The sequence below is a fragment of the Mesorhizobium sp. WSM4849 genome, from assembly GCF_055811385.1.
On the sequence record NZ_JBVVPW010000005.1, the window covers coordinates 49757 to 69947 of the forward strand.

At 60.6% G+C, this 20191-nt stretch carries 15 protein-coding genes; 5 read left to right on the top strand and 10 right to left on the bottom strand.

The window, feature by feature from the left end; genetic code table 11:
* Positions 1-157 precede the first annotated feature (157 nt).
* From AC0L3L_RS06780 to AC0L3L_RS06800, 5 genes are all read right to left on the bottom strand, one after another.
* A complete protein-coding gene (locus AC0L3L_RS06780; RefSeq protein ID WP_123147196.1) occupies positions 158-1189 on the bottom strand; it encodes a substrate-binding domain-containing protein in 1032 nt (343 codons plus the stop codon).
* A gap of 361 nt (positions 1190-1550) precedes the next feature.
* Positions 1551-2645, bottom strand: a complete 1095-nt coding sequence (locus tag AC0L3L_RS06785) for a LacI family DNA-binding transcriptional regulator (protein ID WP_473637014.1) — start codon at positions 2643-2645, stop codon at positions 1551-1553.
* Positions 2646-2754: 109 nt separating this feature from the next.
* Entirely contained in the window at positions 2755-4284 is a 1530-nt protein-coding gene (locus tag AC0L3L_RS06790) for an amino acid ABC transporter permease/ATP-binding protein (RefSeq protein ID WP_473637015.1), read from the bottom strand.
* 76 nt (positions 4285-4360) lie between these two features.
* Positions 4361-5197, bottom strand: a complete 837-nt coding sequence (locus AC0L3L_RS06795; protein ID WP_473526406.1) for an ABC transporter substrate-binding protein — start codon at positions 5195-5197, stop codon at positions 4361-4363.
* 157 nt (positions 5198-5354) lie between these two features.
* On the bottom strand, positions 5355-6221 hold the full coding sequence (locus AC0L3L_RS06800; RefSeq protein ID WP_473637016.1) for a PfkB family carbohydrate kinase: 867 nt from the start codon (positions 6219-6221) through the stop codon (positions 5355-5357).
* Positions 6222-6324: 103 nt separating this feature from the next.
* Between AC0L3L_RS06800 and AC0L3L_RS06805 the strand changes: the two genes are divergently transcribed.
* The 5 genes from AC0L3L_RS06805 (at position 6325) to AC0L3L_RS06825 (ending at position 14188) form a co-directional block, all read left to right on the top strand.
* Positions 6325-7326, top strand: a complete 1002-nt coding sequence (locus tag AC0L3L_RS06805; RefSeq protein WP_473484732.1) for an SIS domain-containing protein — start codon at positions 6325-6327, stop codon at positions 7324-7326.
* Between the two features lie 64 nt (positions 7327-7390).
* Entirely contained in the window at positions 7391-8518 is a 1128-nt protein-coding gene (locus tag AC0L3L_RS06810; RefSeq protein WP_473637017.1) for an NAD(P)/FAD-dependent oxidoreductase, read from the top strand.
* A 164-nt stretch (positions 8519-8682) separates the two neighbouring features.
* Complete coding sequence (locus AC0L3L_RS06815; RefSeq protein ID WP_473637018.1) at positions 8683-8949, top strand: hypothetical protein; 267 nt, start codon at positions 8683-8685, stop codon at positions 8947-8949.
* A 769-nt stretch (positions 8950-9718) separates the two neighbouring features.
* Positions 9719-13408 (top strand): PAS-domain containing protein, encoded by a 3690-nt coding sequence (locus AC0L3L_RS06820; protein WP_473637019.1) that lies wholly within the window; start codon positions 9719-9721, stop codon positions 13406-13408.
* A gap of 69 nt (positions 13409-13477) precedes the next feature.
* Positions 13478-14188, top strand: a complete 711-nt coding sequence (locus AC0L3L_RS06825) for a response regulator (protein WP_473484724.1) — start codon at positions 13478-13480, stop codon at positions 14186-14188.
* A gap of 258 nt (positions 14189-14446) precedes the next feature.
* On the opposite strand, the gene AC0L3L_RS06830 is transcribed toward AC0L3L_RS06825, so the two are convergent.
* The 5 genes from AC0L3L_RS06830 to AC0L3L_RS06850 all read right to left on the bottom strand — a co-directional run bounded on the left by AC0L3L_RS06830 (position 14447) and on the right by AC0L3L_RS06850 (position 19778).
* Positions 14447-16153 (bottom strand): tetratricopeptide repeat protein, encoded by a 1707-nt coding sequence (locus AC0L3L_RS06830; RefSeq protein ID WP_473637020.1) that lies wholly within the window; start codon positions 16151-16153, stop codon positions 14447-14449.
* 3 nt (positions 16154-16156) lie between these two features.
* Positions 16157-16381 carry a YjiS-like domain-containing protein gene (locus AC0L3L_RS06835; RefSeq protein WP_244602675.1) on the bottom strand — a complete coding sequence of 75 codons (225 nt, stop codon included), beginning with the start codon at positions 16379-16381 and terminating at the stop codon, positions 16157-16159.
* Positions 16382-16562: 181 nt separating this feature from the next.
* Positions 16563-16763, bottom strand: a complete 201-nt coding sequence (locus AC0L3L_RS06840; protein ID WP_473637021.1) for a hypothetical protein — start codon at positions 16761-16763, stop codon at positions 16563-16565.
* Between the two features lie 386 nt (positions 16764-17149).
* Positions 17150-17830, bottom strand: a complete 681-nt coding sequence (locus AC0L3L_RS06845; protein ID WP_192365727.1) for an HAD family acid phosphatase — start codon at positions 17828-17830, stop codon at positions 17150-17152.
* Positions 17831-18338: 508 nt separating this feature from the next.
* Positions 18339-19778: a DUF6600 domain-containing protein gene (locus AC0L3L_RS06850; protein WP_473637022.1), complete on the bottom strand. Its 1440-nt coding sequence runs from the start codon at positions 19776-19778 to the stop codon at positions 18339-18341.
* Positions 19779-20191 lie beyond the last annotated feature (413 nt).

Genomic DNA, 20191 nt, shown 5'->3' on the forward strand with positions numbered 1-20191 from the left:
TTTTTTCTTTTTGGGGGGTTTTAAATTATGGGCGGGGCCTGAAACCCCGCCCCCCTCCGGGTTTTATTTTCCGGTAATGGCCCGGGGGCCCGGGGGGGCTACCGCCCCCCGTCCCGCTTCGAGCATCTCCGAAGAGCCCGAAGGCATAAAGTCGGACTTATTCCTCGATGCCCTTGGTGCCGCGCCGCGTGAGGTAGGCATCCCAATAGAAATCATCGGCGTTTTCCGCAGTGACGATGGAAAAGCCGTTGTCGACGAAAGGCACGCCCATGCCGTTGAAGCCCGACCGCCGGGCGTCGTTCATCGGATCGATCAGCTCAGGATGCTTGGCCAGCCACAGCAGCATGAAGCCCATATAGCCCTGCATGCCCTGGTTCGGGTTGACCGAGCCGAAGATTTCGCCGGCCTTGATCATATCGAGGATCTTGGCGTTGACGTCCGCCAGCATAACCCGGATCTTGCCGCCGCCCTCCTTCGCGGCCTGCGCGGCGCCGATTGCCGAGTTGGCTTCCGGCATGAACACCGCGCCCAGTTCGGGATGCGCCTGGGCAAGGCTGAGCACGGCCTGATAGGCCTTCGTCGCATCCTGATTCGACGCCGCGCGGCCGACGAGCTTCATATCCGGCCATTTGGCTTCCATGCGGGCGATGAAGGCGGCGATGCGCTTGTCGTGATTGTCCTGTCCGGGGTTTTCAAGGACCGCGTATTCGCCCTTGCCGTCCATCGCCTTGGCGACTGCATCGGCTGCATAGGTACCTTCGGCGACGTTGTCGGAGGTGATGTAGGACACTCGTTTGGAGTTGGGCGAATCCGCGGCGAATGTGACTACTGCCGTTCCCTGGTCGATGGCCCGGTTGATTGGCTCGATGAACGGATCGGAGTTCATCGGATGCACCAGGATGCCCGCCGGCTTCTGAGCCAGCGCCTGGTCGAATGTCGCTATCTGCTTGTTCACATCGTATTCGGGCGTTCCGGTGTATTCGGTCTCGCAACCGAACTGCTGTCCAGCCTGCTTGAACATCTCGTAGACCGGGAACCAGTATTCGACGCCGGAAACCATGACGTTCATGACGTATTTTTCACCCGGCTCGCACTTGAACGGGTTAGCGGCCTGGGCCGCGGCGTGGCCTGCCCCCAACACTGTGGTCGCTGCTGCCGAAATGGCGAGCATGCTCAAAAATTTGCGCAAGAGTCCTCCCTCGGCCGAAGCCTGGTCAATTGGGCGGCCTGACACTTACGTGCCGCCGCTTGTGGTTGATGAGACCGAACCTTCTCCCGAGGCCCAGCAGCTGATCATTCGCAGGAGTTGGCTCGAGTGTCAATAAAATTCACATGCTGAAATATATTTCACAGACTGGCTGGCAGTGACGAGCACCGATGGGCCGCCAGTGTTGGTGAACGAACGAGCCGAGCTCAGGTCAGCGGTTTCAAACTGACCTGCCGATGTTTTCCAGCATGACCTGCGACCGCGTTAGGTCAACGCAGCCACGGGTTGAATGTCAGGGACACGCCCGCTTCCGCTCAGGGACCTCAGAACATCCAGCCTGCAGCTAGACATGCACGGCAATCGAATTGCGCTCCACGATTTGGGCCGCCAGGACACGGTGCTCGAAAGGTAACGTAGCCTCCGCAAGCCTCTTCAAGAGAAGCTCCGCCGCCGCCGCTCCGATCAAGTGCGCTGGCTGCGCGATGGCTGTGATACCTTGGGCCACGAACTGCATCCAGTCGAGATCGTCGAAGCAAAGCAGCGAAACGTCTCCTGGAATCGCAAGCTTCAGTGCGGAAGTCGCCTCCAGAACGCCTGTCGACATCACACCGTCGGCGGTAAATAGAGCGGACGGTGCATTGCGCATTGTCAGCAGATCGAGCGCCTCCTTGCGGGCTGCCTCGCTGGAATAGACCGCCACCCGGCGGACCAACTGCAGATCCGGCTCGATACCTGCGGCACGATGAGCTTCCAGATAACCCAACAGCCGTTGCCAGCTTGGATGGTGGTAGCGAACGTCAGCGCTGGAGAGATCGACGTTTGCCACAAACGAGCCGACATCATAGCGCTGGCCCGGACCCAGTTCGGCCAGTATGCCGATGCGGCTGTGTCCGGCCTCAATCATCGCAGCGATGCTGCTGCGCGTCGCAGAAACGTTGTCGACCACCACGGAATCGGTTTCCAAGCCCGCCACGATGCGGTCGAACTGCACAACGGGACAGCGGCCCGCGACTGCCTCACGAAGATGATCCGGCTCGTCCACGAAGGTCGACGAGACGATCAAACCGTCGACCTGCTTTTCCAGCAGCAGTTGCACCGCCTCCCGCTCGAGTTCGGCATTTTCGTCACTATTCGTAACGATAACCCCGAAGCCGCCACGGCGCGCGACATCCCCTATTCCACGCAAGACGCTCGCGTAGAATGGGCTTTCGATATCGCCGACCACAACTCCGATAGTCTGCGTCTTACCGGTGATCAGACCTTTTGCCAGGCGATTGGGGCGGTAGCCCAGCGCAGCTGCGGCGGCGCGCACTTTCTCCTGAACCTCGGGGCTGCTGTAGCCGTAGTCGCCAAGCACACGCCCCGCCGTGGCGGAGCTGACCCCGGCCCGGCGAGCAACCTCTATGATGGTTGCGTTTTTCGACGATCTTTGAATCACTCAGCAAGCCCCGCCGCCCATTCGTGGTCGTAAAGACGAGCTAGTGGCAGTTAGGCCCACCCCGCAAGTCCGAACACCGCAGCACTCGCCGTTGCACACACCATTGCAATCACAGCACCTCAGACAGAAAGCGCCGAAGACGTGGGCTTTGCGGATTGTCGAAAAGGTCCTCTGGTCGCCCGGCCTCGACAATCCGCCCCTCGTCCATGAATACGACCTGGTTTGCAACCTTGCGAGCGAAGTTCATCTCGTGCGTAACGACCACCATCGTCATCCCGCCCCGTCCGAGGTCGGCCATCAAGTTCAGGACACCCTTTACCAATTCCGGATCGAGAGCACTGGTGACTTCGTCGAACAGCATGACTTCGGGCTCGAGGGCCAAGGCGCGCGCGATGGCCACCCGCTGCTGCTGTCCGCCCGAAAGATTTGCCGGCCGATGGTCTTTGCGCTCCAAGAGTCCGACTTCATGCAGCCTCGCCAAGGCCGCGCGCTCAGCCTCCTGGCGCGACATGCCTTTTACCTTGCGCAGCGCCAGGGTGATGTTGGCGAGCGCACTGCGGTCGGGGAACAAGTTGAATTGCTGGAAAACCATGCCGACACACCGCCGGAGCTGGTCAGGGGTCTGCTTGTAGATGCTTTCGCCATCGAGCAGGATGTCTCCGGCTCGACACTCGACGAGGCGGTTGAGGCAACGCAGCAAGGTCGACTTGCCCGAGCCGGATGGCCCGATCAGGCAGGTGACGGTCCCCGGCTCGACTTTCAGACTGACGTCATGGAGCACCTGGACGACGCCGTAGGCCATATCGATATTCGTGACCTCGATGCTGCCGCCGTTGAAGCGAGCGGGCGCGGCTGCGGCCGACTTCTCTGTGCCCGGCACACCGGCTTCCGCAAGCTCGGCGACTTCCTTGAGGCCGCTCTGCACCCCGGTGATACGCTTGCCGACGCGCATGCGCGCGTCGATGTAGTTGACGAGGTGGGTTAGCGGCACCGTGATCACGAGGTAGAAGACGCCGGCCAGCAAGAGCGGTGACAGGTTGCCGGTCAGCACGGCCTGATCTTGGCCGACGCGGAACAGTTCGCGTTCGGAGGCGAGCAGGCCAAGGAAATAGACCAGGCTGGAGTCCTTGACGTTGCCGATGAACTGGTTGACCAGTGCCGGCAGGACGCGGCGGATGCCTTGCGGGATCACCACCAGGCGCATGCCTTGGCCATACGTCATTCCGAGAGTGCGGGTGGCGTCGATCTGACCGCGCTCGACGCTCTGAATGCCGGCTCGGAAAATTTCTCCGATGTAGGCGCCGGCAATAAGGCTGAGTGCCAGAATGCCCAGCGGATAAGGCGATGGACCGAACAGGTCCCGGCCCAACCGTGCGAAGCCTTGGCCAATGATCAGAATAGTGACAATGGCGGGAAGCCCACGGAAGATATCGGTGTAGACCCGCGCGAGGAGCTTCAGCGGCCGGTTCTCGGAAATCCCCATCACGGCGAGAACGATACCGATCAGCGTCCCGAAAAACGTCGAGGCGACGGCCAGGATCAGGGTGTTCTTGAGGCCGACCATCACCATGTTTGGCAGAACTTCTGCCATCGCCTGGAAATCAAGGAAGCTGCGGGAGAAGGTATCGAACCAGCTCATATCAAGTCCATCTATAACTCGGCCGGGCACCGTTGCTCACGGGCCCGGCCGGAAAACACAGCGAAGTCGCTCGAATTCACTTCTTGGGCAGATATTGATCTGGCATGGGGGTGCCCGCGAACCATTTTTCGTGCAGCCGTTTCCAAGTGCCATCGTCCATGGCCTCGCGCAGTGCCTTGTTCAGTGCCTCGCGGAAGGCATCGTTGCCTTTCTTGACCACGAACCCGGCTGGCGCATCGAAGGACGGCACGTTCATTGTTATCTTCAGGTTTTTATAGCGTTCTACATACTGCTTGGCCGACTCATAGTCGGTGAAATGGCCGTCGATCGTCCCGTTGTTCAGCGCCGCCACCGCGGTGTTGTTGTCGGGGAACTTGACGATGTCGCCCTTCAGATTCTTCTCGGCATAGATTTCCTGCAGCGTCCCCTGGATCACGCCGATGCGCTTTCCGGCGGTGCTCTCATTGCTCGTCAGAGCCGGATCGGCCGAAATGATCGAAAGGTAACCCGCGAGATAGCCATCGCCAAAATCCACGGTCTTCTTGCGCTCCGCGGTCGTGCCAATGGCGGCGACAGCGACGTCGAAGCGGCCGTTGGCGACGGATGGCAGCAACGCCGAGAATTCCTGGCCGGTGAAGACGACCTGCTCCTCCTTGAACCCGAGCCGGTGCGCCACGTCGCGGAAGAGCTCAGCGTCGAAGCCGGTGAAGTTGCCGTTGGCGTCGGTGAAGACGTAGGGTTTCGCATCGCCCATCGTTCCGACACTGATCGTTGTTGGATCGATGAGGTTGTAAGGGTTGTCGGCCGCCTTTACCTGCGTTGACGCGGCCAACGTGCTAAGTCCTGTCACCAGGGCGATAGTCAGCGCCAGACCGCATTTCACCAGTTGGCGCCTGCTCGAATTCGTTTGCATGTCTTCTCCTCTTACGATTGGCCGAACCCGGCCTTCCCACTCGACGTCTGATCCATCAAAATGCTCTTAGGTGGCGTTTAATTAGATGGATGAGAACGTTATCACTTTACCTAGCATTGTCCGTTTCTCGCGTCAATTGTTTCGAGGAATTTCGCAGCTAGACCGTTTTCCCGTGTTGAACGTGCCCCGCTCCGCGGAGGATCTCGGGCGTCATGTTGCCTATATCGATTGCTGACGCATGGCCGATCGCGCCGTAGTACTGGCAGGTTGCAGCCGCCGCCTCTGCGGCATGGCGGAGAATGTCTCGAGGCGCCTCATCCGTAAGCAGGCCGAGTAGCGTTCGGGCTATGAAGGTGTCGCCCGCGCCCAGGGTGTCGATGGGTTCGACCAGCCGCGCCGGCGTACGGTAGGAGACGGTGTCGCTGTGAAGCACCGCGCCGGCTCGACCGCGAGTCACCAAAACCCACTTTGGACCACACGCAAGCAGATCGGATGCGATTACGGCCAATTCCTTGTCGTCAAGACCATCCCCTGAAACGGAAGCCAGATAGCAATAGCGTCCAACCTCGCGCCGGTGTTCCGGTTCCCGCCGCGTGGAAAAATCGTAAGATAACAGTGATTTACTCGAAACTGCAGCAACCCATGGGTCTAACCCGCTGGACTGGCCGATGTGGACAGCCTGAAAGCCTGAGAGAAAATCCAGATCTTCTTGCGTCGGCGTGAACATCGAAACGCCGAGATCGAAATCCAGGAAAATCCGATCGGCGTTGTGGTGACCTATGAGGCAGTAAGCGGTCGGCCCTTCGAGGCGCCGCAATCTGGTGACGTCAACGCGCTCCGACGCCAGTGCAGTGCAGATCAGGTCCCCGGCCCGGTCTTTGCCGATCGCTCCCACATAGGCCGACTGCCCGCCGAAGCGGCTCACATAGACCGCGACATTGAGGCAGTTTCCGCCAGGATACATCTCGCCGCGAGCAAGATAGCAATCGACCACGTTATCGCCCATCGCGGCAATCTTGACCATTGCAGGACTTTCAGCTTAAAAGGATGTGATAACGTTCGCACAATGGCTGCTATCTGTCAATTGTGCGCCGGCCCAAGCTCTGTCAATCGAGACGAGGAATCTCATGATTTCCGCCCTGCCCGCCGACCTAGAACGCGCTCTGAACGCTGCGGCGGGCAGGCAGTTTTCGCACCTCTTTCTCGTGGCGTGCGGCGGCTCGCTCTCGATCATGATGGCAGGCAAATACTTCCTCGACCGCCACAATGGCACATTCGCCTGCGACATCTACAACGCGGATGAGTTCGTCTGCCGAGATCCGCGGCGGTTGGGACCTGACACGCTTGTTGTCCTTTGCTCGCAGACAGGAACCACCAAGGAGACCGTGCGGGCGGCCAATCACGCAAAAGACCGAGGCGCAACGACAATCGGCATGACGCTCGACCAAACATCGCCCCTCGCGCGGGCGGTCGACCACCCGGTTGCCTACCAGGCCTCGTATACGACGGGCAAAGCAATCAATGCAGCCTACAGCAATTACGGCGTGCTCTACATGCTGCTCGCCGGTTTGATCGATGCTCGGGAGGACGGCGGGCTAACCGACGACCTGCTGATCAGCCTGAGCCATCTTCAACCGGCCATCGAGCGCGCGCACCGGGCCTATGCTGACCGGTTCGAGACCTTCGCCGCTCGCTTCGCACCTCGAGAGGCAATCTACACACTTGCCAGCGGTGCCAGCTACGGTGCGGCCTATTCGTACGCCATCTGCGTGCTCATGGAAATGCAGTGGTACGACTCGCAGGCAATACACGCGAACGAGTTCTTTCATGGCCCATTCGAAGTGGTGGATAGGGATGCTTGCTTCGTGGTCCTGCTGGGTTTGGACGAAACGCGGAGTCTTTCCGAACGTGCCCGTGATTTCCTTATCAAGTACGGCAGCCGGGAAAACATCCTGGTGCTCGATGGAGCGGAACTCGACCTCGGCGGTATGTCCGAACACATCAAACCCTATCTCGTGCCTTTGGTCTTCTTCGACACTCTATGGCGTTTTGCCTACAAGCTGGCAGGTCTGCGCGATCGGCCGATGCTCGAGGGCCGGCGCTACATGAAGAAGCTGTCGGACTACTAGTTCCGCCGCGCTTTGTGGCGACCTCACAACTCCCAGCCCATCTTCTGCGTAGAAGGATTTCTCTATGACTGCATCCTCAAAGCCGCGCCATGTCGTCGTTGTCGGCGCAGGCATCTTTGGCACCTCGACCGCGCTGCACCTCGCCCGCCTTGGCTTTGATGTGACCATTGTCAACGACGGCGCGCCGTCGAACGGTGCATCCGGCCGTTCACTTTCCTGGCTGAACTCAGCGCGACGCGCGGAGACCGCCTATCACCGCTTGAGGCTTGCAGGCGTCGACCGTTATCGGACCCTGGCCGTCACAAGGCCGGAAACCGCGTCCTGGCTTCGCTTTGACGGCGGCCTGACCTGGGATGCGGATGATGAGGCGAACCAGATCGCGTCCATCTGGCAGCTGGAGCAGGATATTGGTTATGACGCGCTTCTGCTCGGCCCTGCCGAAGTTGGCGCAGTGACGCCCGGGGTCAATGCCAGTGCAGTCACCCCGCAGGGCGCCATTTTCAATCCTGGCGAAGGATGGGTTGACCTGCCCTCTTTGATCGATCTGCTGCTCAATGAATTCCGCTCGCGCGGCGGCAAGCTTGTTCAGGACGCTGGACGCGTGCGGATAGTTGCCACAGGTGGTCGCGCGCGTGGCGTCGTCACTGCTGGCGGTGCGGCGGTCGAGGCGGATGCAGTGGTCCTTGCCGTTGGGCCAGCGACGCCTTCCATGCTTGCGGAGATCGGAGTCCATGTCCCCGACGCCACGCCGATTTCACTTCTCTTGAAGACCAAGCCCGTCAAGACCGACCTCCGTGCCGTGCTAAATACGCCGCGCGTGGCGGTGCGCCCGACGCCGGATGGCGCACTTGTTTTGGATTCGGCATGGTCGGAGGAAGAAGTCGTGGTCAACTCGGACGACACCTACACCGTGCACAACAAAACCGTCAAAGGACTGCTCGACGAAGCTAGCGCCGTGCTCGACGGCAATCCGCGGCTCCAACTCGCAACCTACGCCGTTGGCCCGAAGCCTATCCCCGGCGATGGCGAGCCGGTGCTTGGCTCCGTCGAGACCGTCGCCGATCTTCACGTCGCCTTTAGCCACAGCGGCGCCACGCTTGGACTGATCGTCGGCGAATTGCTAGCCAAAGAAATCGCCTCCGACAATCCGCACCCCATGCTTGCAACCTTCCGCGCCAACCGTTTCAATTGAAAGGGCAATCGCGGCCGAGGCCGACCGTCCAGATGAGCCGCGGTGGCATTGCCCAGATGACCGCCTTCGGAGGTTGATCCGCGCACCTGACTAGGATAACATGACAATCGTAGTTTAGTTTTAGCCGCGGCCGCAGCAAGGCTGGCCCTTCACGCGCGGCGCCAATGCCGATCGCATCGTGGTGGTCGCCGATACCGGCATCGTCGAACAAGGTCCGCATGATGAACTGGTGGCGCTTGGCGGTGCTTACTCACGACTGGGCGCGGCTACGGACTAACGACGCAGCTCTCAAAGCTGAAGCCGAGGGGAGTTCTACTGAAACGCACCCGATCGGGCTGCGCAACCCCAACCAAGCTGATGCCCGATCGGGTGCTCCGGTCGAAGCCGCCGCCACCGCTTTCCAAGCGGCGGGCGAGTCGCCGCTTGTCTAATCTCGACGGTGCCGGCCGAACGCTGTTATCAGCGCCCCCAGATCCCCTGTCTTGCGGCGGCAGGTTGTTCAGCGCACGGCGTGCGATGTTCGGAGGGCTGCTTGATAGCAGCCGAGATCATCACCATTCGGCGGCGTCAACGCGGCCTGTATGAATGGCGGCTGTTCCCGATCAGCCGTCGCGTGATGGGGTTGACGTCTGCCCCTTGTCGATCATGGCGTTGTAAGAGCCGGCGAGCCTCTTCATGGGCCGGATGGTTTTGGTCAATAAGGCTCGCGCGGAGCCGGTCGGGGAAATCGTACGAAGTAACTGGTTTATGCATTTTGAACCTCAGGTTTCGGAGCAAGACGCGTCGACACCTCGACAAGACTAGATGTTTGTCCAGGGCGCTGGATATTTGCGTCTCGCCAGTGAATCTGCCGCATCTGCGGTTCTTATTGCCATACACCGCTTTCGTTTCGGGCGTTTTTCTGTAGAGCGGTGGGAGTGTTTCGTTTGTTTCAGCGGCGCGCGCGACGGGATGACAGGCGGCGTTTTGTGACTGGTCCGAGTCGTTTGCTCGATCCGTGATATCGGCCGTGCAACCTAGGCCATTCGTGTTTCGGCCGTTTTTTCCGAAGGATTGGATAGAGTTTCGTTTTCACGTCAGCGCTGGCGATGACTCCCGCCGAAACAGTTGAAACAAATCACGCAGCGTCTGAATGTGTGCTGAAACAAAGAGGGTCTAGTATCCGCCCTCGGGCGATCACGCGAATAAAGGGGAACGACCATGCGGCCTGATAATCCGGTCACATCCACACACACAGGCTATGCCCTCTTTGACGCCAACAATGTCCTCGTTGGGAGCAATCTGGAGATATTTGGAAGCCAGCGCCTCGACCGCGGCGGGATGCAGCCGATGGACGCCATTGCCGCAGTCGCCGAAGCCCTCTCATATCTGAAAAGTTTCGACGGCCGCCCCATCGAGCCCGGCAACGCGTTCGTTGAAAGCGCCGTGGCGCGATGGACGCAAATCGACGACGCTCCAGTTGAAGCTGAGACATTGGATGGCCGGTGGAAGTTGCTCACCGCACATCCTCGGCCTGATGGCGGCGTGGCCCTGGTAAGCGTCGACATTACCGACATGAAGCGAGCGCAGATCGCGCACCGGGAAAACGCGGAGATATTCCGCTGCATCACGGACAGTCACCCGCTGCCCGTTTGGGTGGTGGACGCGGGAAGCGGGCAGATCCTCTACGAAAGCCTCGATGCGTCGAACCTGCTTGGCCGAAAATGGACCCCGAACGAGCCGCAATTCCTGACGGGTCATTTCGTGAATACTGGCGAATTCGATGAAATCAGTTCTCTCGCCAGCAACAGCGACATCGTGCGGGATCACGAAATCCAGCTCAGAAATACAAGCGGATCGACCGTCTGGTGCTCGACCAACTGCCGTCGAGGCGTTTATGGCGGGCGCCCCTCGCTCATCATCGGGGTATTGGACATCACGGAACGGAAGCAGCGCGAGGATCTGTTCGGTTTCCTGATCAAGCATCATCCGTTGCCGGTATGGATGAACGATGCAAGTTCGGGGGAACTCATCTATCAGAGCAATGCTGCCGAACGGCTGCTTGGATGGAGCAAAAAGGCGCAACGTGAGACGGTGCGGCTCGGCGACTACTTTGTCGACCCCGAGAAACACCGGGAAATCAATCGGGAGCTCATGCAAAAGGGCGTCGTCGAAAATTGCGAGGTGCTTCTTAAAAGACCCGACGGCCAGGAGTTCTGGGCCACGGGCAATCTCAGGATCGTCGCGTTCCAGGGCCGGCGAGTGGTTCTGGCCGGCATCGCCGATGTGACCAAGCAGAAGAAGCGTGACGGCGAAGTCGCTGCGGCGCGGGAGATGCTCGCAGACGCCGTTGAATCACTCTCCGAGGGATTCGCGCTGTACGACGAAGATCACCGCCTGGTCATGTGCAACAGCCTTTACCGCGATCTGAACCACCCGGTGCGGGATCTCGTTGAACCGGGTGTGGAATGGGGCGAACTCCTTCGCGAATCCGCCAAGCGCGGCGTGTACCGCAATGCGGTTGGGCGTGAGGATGAGTGGCTCGACGAGCGGATTCAAGGCCGGATCGAGTTCCACTCCCATTTCGAGGTACCCCTCTCCGACGGCAAATGGCACTCGGTTTCGATACATCCCACCGATCTTGGCGGCTTCGTCGTAACGCGCGCCGACATCAGCGGGCGAAAGAAGGCCGAGGCTGCCGAGCGCGACGCCACGGCACTGCTGCAAAAGGTGCTCGATGCCTGCCCTTCGCCAATACGCATGACCACGTTCGAGGGAGAAACGCTCTACCGCAATCCCGCTACCAGAGATCTCTACGCCGACCGTCCTCGAATAACCGACCACTATGTCGATCCAGACTATAGCGCAATATTGGAGCGCACCCTGATCGAAAAGGGCAGGATCGATGATTTTCGGGTCCAGCAGTACGACACCGAGAACAAGGCCTTCTGGGCTTCGATTTCCGCTCGCCTGATCGATTTCCAGGGAAGGCAGGTGATCGTATCAAACACGACTGATATCACCGACATGATCGCCGCCCAGCAAGAAACGCGCAAGGCCAACGAGCGGCTGATCGACGCGATCGAATCTCTGGCCGAAGGATTTGCCCTCTACGACAGGAATGATTGCCTGGTGCTGGCCAACAGCAGGTACCGCCAGATGCACGCGATAAGCGCGGATGTGCTCGTTCCCGGGGTGAACTGGTTCGATTTCCTCCGCGTGACCGCAGAGCGCAACCAGTTTCCGGTTCCTCGGGACAAGATCGACGACTGGCTTGCCGAGAGGGCACGGGACCGCCGCGAATTCCGGCAACAGGAATTCCGTCATACGGACGGGCGTTGGTTTTTCGTCTCGAACTGTCCGACCCGCGAAGGCGGATTCGTGGTCACCCGTGTCGACATTACAGAGCGCAAGCGGGCCGAGGAGGCCGCCAAGGAAGCGGATGAACTGGTCCGTAAAGTCCTCGAAGCCTGCCCCGTCAACATCCAGATGACCCGCGCCCATGACGGGAAGCTGCTTTACCGCAGCCCCGCCACCGTTGAGCTGCTCGGCGACGTCACCAGCGCCGTCGACTATTATGTCGATCCTTCAGAGCGGATCCGATACGTCGAGCGGCTTCTCGCGACGGGGTTGGTCGACGATTTCGAAACCCAGCTCAAACGCAAGGACGGTGGAACCTGCTGGTGCTCGATTTCGTCTCGACTGATCGATTACCATGGTGAGAAGGTGATCGTTTCCCACGCCTACGATCTCACCGACCGTATCGAAATGCAGCAGGAATTGGAGCGGCAGCGCGAGACGCTGCACCAGAACGAAAAAATGTCGGCGCTCGGTGGATTGCTGGCGGGGGTGGCGCATGAGCTCAACAATCCGCTCTCGGTGGTGCTTGGCCTGTCATCGCTGTTGAAGGAGACTGCTACCGACGCCAAGGTCGTGGAACGCGCCGACAAGATGAGCAAGGCAGCCGAACGCTGCGCCAGGATCGTCAAGACTTTCCTGGCTATGGCCAGACAGCAGCCGACGCGAACCTCAAACGTTGCGATCGATGATATTATTTCCGAAGCGGTGGAAGTGGCGAGCTATTCGATTCGATCGTCGGACATCGGGCTTTCAGTTCATCTTGAACCTGGCCTTCCTCCGATCTGGGCGGATCCCGATCAGCTTGCCCAGGTGCTGATCAATTTGCTGGTTAATGCAGAACAGGCGCTGCACGGCTGGGAAGGGCGACGGACAATCACGGTTTCAACGCGGCTTCAGCCCACGACCGGCAACATAGTCGTCAGCGTTGCCGACACCGGCCCGGGAATTCCCAAAGAGATACTTCCCCGCATTTTCGAGCCGTTCTTCACGACCAAAGAGATTGGGTCAGGGACCGGGATCGGGCTGTCCTTCTGTCATCGGATCGTTCAATCCCATGGAGGAACCATCGAGGTCGAATCCCCCGAGGAGGGTGGCTCGACCTTCATACTTTCGCTGCCTGCTTCGGACCGTCTCGAGGAACGAGCCGAAACGGCCGAAGACGAGCTCCCGAATTCAACCGGCATTGCTTGTCTGGTGGTGGACGACGAAGAGGAAGTGGGTGAGCTGGTCGCTGAGGTGCTCAGGCGGGATGGTTTCAAGGTCACCATTGCCAGATCCGGCGAAGAAGCGCTGCTGCATCTCCAGAACCGCACCTTCGCGCTGATCCTGAGCGATCTGAAAATGCCGAACATGGATGGACGGGGATTGTTCAACCAGATTGCCAAGCTCCATCCGGCCGAGCTCGACAGGTTGGCCTTCCTGACGGGGGACACGATCAGCCCGGACGCGCAGATGTTCCTGCGCGCCGCGAAACGGCCCTATCTTGAGAAACCGATCAAACCTAACGAGCTCCGTTCGTTTGTCTCGAATCTGGTCAACAACAATACTTGACAGATCCGTTGATTTGCACGTCACTTTAGGGGCAGCTTATCCATTAGGCTAGTTGCTCGGTGGTCGATTTTGACGACGCACGCACACGTAGTTGTCTGCGATGACGAACCGGATATCCGCGACACGGTAGCGGAATATCTGGAGCATCATGGCTATGCCGTGACGCCGGCCAACGCGGGGCCTGCCCTGCGTGAACTTGTTGATAGCCAGCACGTCGATGTGGTCATCTTGGATATCCGAATGCCAGGTGAGGATGGCCTCTCCCTGGCGCGATATCTACGAGAGCACTCAGACGTTGCCATTATCATGCTGACCGGATCGGCGGAAATCGTCGACCGCGTTGTCGGATTGGAGATTGGCGCCGACGACTATGTCGCGAAGCCCGTCGACCTGCGGGAGCTGCTGGCGCGGGTGAAGGCCGTGCTGCGCAGGACGTCGGCGAGTGAACGAGCTGCGGAGAAAGCGAGTACTCCGGGTCCTCACCAGGTCCAGTTCGGCAAGTGCCGCTTCGACCCGGACGAACACAAATTATACAACGCCGAGGGGGTCGAAATAGCGATCACCGCGATGGAGTTCCGGCTTCTGAAAGTATTCAGCGAACATCGTGGACGAGTACTCAACCGCGATCAACTGCTCGAGCTCGCCCATGACCGCGGGTGGGATCCCTTCGATCGCAGCATCGACATTCGCGTTTCGCGCCTGCGGAAGAAAATCGAGGTCGATCCCTCCAAGCCGGAGGTGATCAGGACGATCCGCGGCATGGGTTACCTCTACGCTTGAGCGCGCCGCCGCTGGGTTGGACCAGCGCCTCGTCCCTTGCGCTTTATGCGATTTTGTGGCTCCAGGGGATTGCCCCGCTCAACCTCTGATCTTCGGGATCCAGCTGCGTTGCGTTTCCACTATGACGTGTGGCACTGAAAGGCAGGCGTACCGGCCAAAGCATGTCTTTTTCAACCTGGGATTGTGTATCGCAGCCGGGGTTGCGAGGCTGCGACACGTTTCCTGAGCCGACAAGGACGCCGGCACTTTAAGCGCGGGTCAGAGCCGTTCGATGCCGAGAAAATCCGGCGCTCCCACCCAGGCGGCCTTGAAGCGCGCATCCATCTCTTCGGCGTCCGCTGTCCTGCCGGTCCTGCGGAAAACCTCGCGCAGGCCCCACAACGCCCAGGCGTTGTTTGGAGTCTGCTCCAGCACGTGCTCGAAGGCTGCCGCGGCCGCCTCGTGCTCACCCATGGCCATGTAGACCGCGCCGAGGGTCTGTCGGACCGGATAATACCAGTAGGCCGGTTCCATATAGGCAAGGCCGTCCTCGATCGCGACCGCCGCCTCAAGCTTATTGCGCGCTTCCCGCAGGTTGCCCTGGTGCTGGGCAATGCGGGCCTCCACGATCAGCGCGCTCAATTCCAGCAAATCCGGCGCCGGAAGTCCTCCCGCCGTTTCCGTGGAAAAATCGGTCTCGGCGGCGAGCTCGCGGATTGCCGCGGTCTCGGCGCGCGCCGCCTCGCTCGCGCCTTTTGCGGCGAAGGCGATGCCCCGCGCATATCGCCAGGTTGCCTCGACATAAGGCAGGGCGTTTGCCGGCAGCGGCAGCGCGAGTATGACCTCGGGACCGCTGTACTGGGCGTGCGCAAAATAGGTCGCCGCCTTGATCGGCTGCAGCCCGGCCACCTTCCTGGCCGTGGTGTTGGAGACCAGGGATTCGAGCTTTTTGGCCGCCTCGGCGATTGCCTCGATGTCGCCCGCCATCTGTGCTGAGGTCATCAGGAAATGCAGGTTGTGCGGATAATAGCCGTCCGTGTAGACACCGGGCGTGCTCTCCGGCGCTATGCCGACGCGCTCGAAATAGGCCTCGTCCGCCGCCACCGCCTTGCGGTTGATCTCCAGGCTGTCGATCCACCTGCCGACCTGGTGATAGATATGCGCTGGCATGTGCACGATGTGTCCGGCGCCGGGCATGAGGGCGGCAAGCCGGTCGGCATGGGCTTCGGCCCTTTCCGGCGTCGTCGACGCTTCGACGGCATGGATATAGAGATGGATCGCACCGGCATGATCCGGATTGCGCGCCAGCACCCGCTCCAGCGAGGCCACAAGCTTGACCGTGTCCGGCTTTGGCGTTGCTCCGCCGTCAAGCCAGTAGTCCCAGGGCATCAGGTTCATAAGGGCGTCAGCGTAGAGCGTGGCGATCTCGTCGTCCTGCGGATGGCGGTCTGCCAGTTCCGCCATCGCCGCAGCATAGGCCTGGTTCAGGGCGCCCTGATCGGCCGAAGTATCGGCGCTGTAGCGCCTGGAGAGCGCGGCGATAAGATCCTTTTCCCGGCTGGAGGCGAGGTGCGCTAGCTTGCGCGCCTGCGCTACGGCTTCGGCGGCGTTCGCGGCCGCCTCTTGGCCCATGCCGGCGTTGATGTTGGGGCCGAGCACGTAGGCCTCGCCCCAGAAACACATGGCGCAGGTCGGGTCCAGCTTCTGGGCGGCCCTGAAAGCGCGTTGCGCCTCGGCGTGGTTGAATGCCCACGCCCAGCGCAGGCCCTGATTGAAATAGGCCTGCGCCAGCGGGTTGGCGGTGGTGACAGGGTAGGAATAACTGCCGAGGTTTTCGAACAGCGGGACGCTTGTCGAATCCTCTGCAAACGCCGCCTTGGCCAGGCGGTGCGGAACGCCCGTTTCATGGGCATTGGCGGCAGGCGCCGCCAGAAGGGCGGCCGCGCTCGCACAGGCCAGTAGCGGGAGCCTGAATGAAAGCTTCATGGTTCAGCCCGCCTTGTCTTCTTGGCCGCGCTTCAAGCCGCGGACCACCAAACCAATCTCGGACCGGCTGATCCCGATGTCCCTCAGGAAGGCATCGTCCATCGCCGCAAGCGTCCGTTCCGCCATACGGTGAACCCGGTAGTCCCGGAAAGAGCGGTAAGCTGCTCGCATTATCGACATTGCAACACTCCATTGATTGGCGCCGCGGGTGCAGCGATGCCATTGCATTTAAACCATCCCTGTTTCAGGCGTTTTTCCGCGCCGAACGCGAAGTGTTTCGTTTGTTTCAGCGCCGAGGAGCGCTTTCCGCGCGGTGTGGACTGAGCTGCCAGAGTCGCGCGGGAAACCGCCTTCTTTCCTGGCGCTGGATAGTGAAACCGGCGTCCGAGATCAGCCACGCTGGCTCGCGTCAGATGGCAGCACCGGGAGCCAGCCCCACAATCCGACAAGACGCCTTTGCAGTGTGCTCGGGGAGCGGAGTTTCTCCGCCGCCATGCTCCATGAACACCAGCCGCCCGCCGAGCTTCAGGACGCGGCGGAACTCAGCCAGCGTGCTCTCGCTTTCCGGGTGCGGGATGGTACAAAGCGAGTAGATGGCGGTATCGGCCATAGCATCAGCCAGAACGTCTAAGGCAGGTTGAAGCTGGAGGAGGCATCGCCGGCGCCGTGCCCTTTGAGGTCGATGATTTGCCTTTCCAGGCAATCAGCCGAAACTTCTGCTCCGGCCATGACATTAGCCGCAATCGATCGACTGTGGTCAGGCGCGACCAGGGGCCCGTCTTGGTCGGGCCGATATGCGGCTGTCAAATCGTCGACCGCCTGGGCTGATATCGGCACGTCGCCGTACCCGGAGATGAATATGATCGGCACGTCTGCCCGCCCGACAGCCGTCGTTCGTTCGTTGCTGCTCAAGCTAAACAACGGGTCACGGCCTGCCGTTGGGCGGCAAGTTGGGCGGCAAGGGCCCTAGCGGTCGGGTTTGAGCCGTACAGGCCGTCAACGAACCCTGTAGAACGGATTCGGCAGCAGGAACAGCTTCTCGGCGTGTCCCCCGAACAGGTCGGATGGCTGGTCACCGACATTGGCAATGATCGTGTAGCCGGCCTTTTCGATTTCGGCTCTTACGGGTGCCTTGAAATCAGCGGCGGAACCATATTTGGCTCCCGGCTGGACCATATAAAGTTGCTCATAGCCGGCATAGCCCGCCGATTGCAGGTTCTGTTCGGTCGCCTGACGCTGGTCCTCCGGACGTCCGGTGATGAAGAATACTGCGACTTTCGCCGTTCGCGCCTGCCGGAAGACCTCCAGCACGGGGTCGATGGCCGGATCCTTCGCGAGTTGGTCCCAGGCGGCCCAGCCACAGGGACCGTCGATTGCGATGTCGCAGGCGCCGCCGATCGGGCGGCCGAAATTGTCACGTGTGATCACTTCCCAGTTGGCCAAAGCCGTCTCGTCGATATCGAGCACCAGTGCGGGGCGAGGCACCTCCATTGCGCGCTTGACAACCCAATCGCCGGCCTGCTTCGCCACGGCGGCAAGGTCGCGATCATATGCGCCGGAATCATGATAACTGGCGGCCGCCAGCATCGCGTCGCCGACATTGGCTGGCTGAGACGGGCTTGTGAGAAGCAGCGAGCCATCGGCACGCGCCGACCCAGGCACATTTGTGCCAATCATCAGCACGATTGCCCCGACGGCCGCACCACGCGCAATTCTATTCCAACTAATCGTCTGCATCACGAGACCTTGCGGTCGCGAGAAGTCCTCTGTCAAGCGAGGCAAGGCACAGGTCCTCGAAACTGAGCGATGTCGGCAAGTGCCCCAACAGCGGTCTTTCGGGGTGCTTGAGGTGAACGCTAGAAGTCGACCTCGCGAGAACTACCACCAACGCTCCTGAAGACAGGTTCGCGGTTCCGACGGCGAGATGGTTAAGTCCGTTCCGAAGAGGTGCTCGCAATGGATGCTCCGGACTGGACTCCACACGCTCGTGCGCGGCGGAGAACGTTGGATGGCGCGATATTCCGCGAAATGACTGCCCAATTGCCGCCGATTGCCGTTCAGCCGGCGCGCCGAGCCGTCAAGGACGCGATCGTCCGCATGGCAAGGGTTCGCAGCTTTGGCGTGCGATGCCGTTCAGCGGGCACCGCGGTGGAACGATCGCGGTGCCGTAGTCTGTACCCGCACACTAGCAGTTCGCCCCAGTCTGCGGGTCGCACGCCTTGTTTTCTTGCTTCTGTGGCTTGGGCTCGGCCGCCTGTTCCGGCTCGGCCTGCTGCTGCTCGGCGGCAGGCTGCTCCTTGGCCTTCCGCTTCTTAGGCTTGGCCGCCTGCTCCGGCTCGGCCTGCTGCTGCTCGGCGGCAGGCTGCTCCTTGGCCTTCCGCTTCTTAGGCTTGGCCGCCTGTTCCGGCTCGGCCTGCTGCTGCTCGGCGGCGGGCTGCTCCTTGGCCTTCCGCTTCTTAGGCTTGGCCACCTGTTCTGGCTCGGCCTGCTGCTGCTCGGCGGCGGGCTGCTCCTTGGCCTTCCGCTTCTTAGGCTTGGCCGCCTGTTCCGGCTCGGCCTGCTGCTGCTCGGCTGCGGGCTGCTCCTTGGCCTTCGGCTTCTCAGGTTTGGCCGCCTGGTCCGGTTCGGCCTGCTGCTGCTCAATGGTCGGTTGCTCCTCGCTCGTCGGCTTCTCAGGCTTGGCGGTCTCTTCCGGCTCAACCTCTTCGCCGGTCGCCGGCGCCTGTTCGGTCGTTGCTGCGCCTTCGGTCGGCTTCGATTTCCGGCCTGCCTGAACCTGCTTCACCTCCTCGATGTCTTTGAGCTCAGCTGGTTTGGCATCGGGATCGGCTTTCACGTCACCTTCAAAGACCGTGACCGTATTGTTTTCCAATTTGCCGGCCTGCTCGGGCGTCTCGGTCTCGCTGACCTCGACGACGGTCACCTCCTGGCTCGTCTCTTTCTCGATCACATCAACATCAATGACGTTGTTGATCACCACGTTGTTCTGGATCGTCACGTCGCCGGCAGGCTCGGCCGCTTCGACAATGCGCACAAACTCCGGCTCATCACGGATAACGACGACGGAAATGTCCTCAGCAAGGAATTCGCGGGTGGGGACCACGACCCAGTAAAAATCCGGCGTGGTGTCGAAGGTCACCTCGATTGAAATCAAATCGGGATCGCGGCGTGGCGGCAGCGGAGCCCAGATGATGTGCTCCCTTTCACGCCGCCAGCTCACCCAGGCTGGCGCCCAACGAGTGCCGGGAACCCAGTACCAGCCGATGTCGTCGGCATAGCCCCACCGGCCGTAATGGTAGGTCGCCCAGCCGAACGGCTCGTCGGACACCCAGAGCCAGCCATACTGCTCGGTATAGACCCAGTGTCCAATGGTATACGGACGCCAATCGTCAGGGACATCAACCGGGACGAAAACGGGCGCTCCCTGGTAGGAAACCCAATCACCATGGGAAGACAGGTCGTCATAGAATGTGCTGATCGAAATGGAAACGTCGGTGGCTGCCCTTGCCTCGGACACAAGCGCCAATGGTGCAACCGGGTTGGGAATCTCGACGACCATAAGCAGACAGGCGGTCACGCCGCCCAGCATCAGTCGTACCGCATTTTGTGCAAGGACGCGTTTCATTCTGGTCTTCCTCCGAAACAGATCGCCCTTCACCTTGAAAACTCGCCGGCTGTCGGATTGTTCCACTTGCTAATGTTGCCGCATCTGGCCACACGCCGGCTTGGCATCACACGGCGATGATCCCAGGGATCAACATCAGCGTTGCTTTATGGGCTCGGCGAGCCAGATCACGACCGCCGTCACAAATCTGCGCACCGAAGAAGCAATGCCTACGGAAAGCGCTTTGCGCACCAGTCGGTCGAAGCCATCACGGTCGCCCGGGAGCCGTGCCACAGGGTTCAGTGACCGCACCCTCGAAGTTTGGCGGCGCTGTCCGCGACATGCCTGACCTCAACAAGGTGTTTCGCAGGCGGCCAAGCCATTTGACGAAGCAAATATCGCATCGGTGACCAGATTCAGATCCGTTTTGGGGG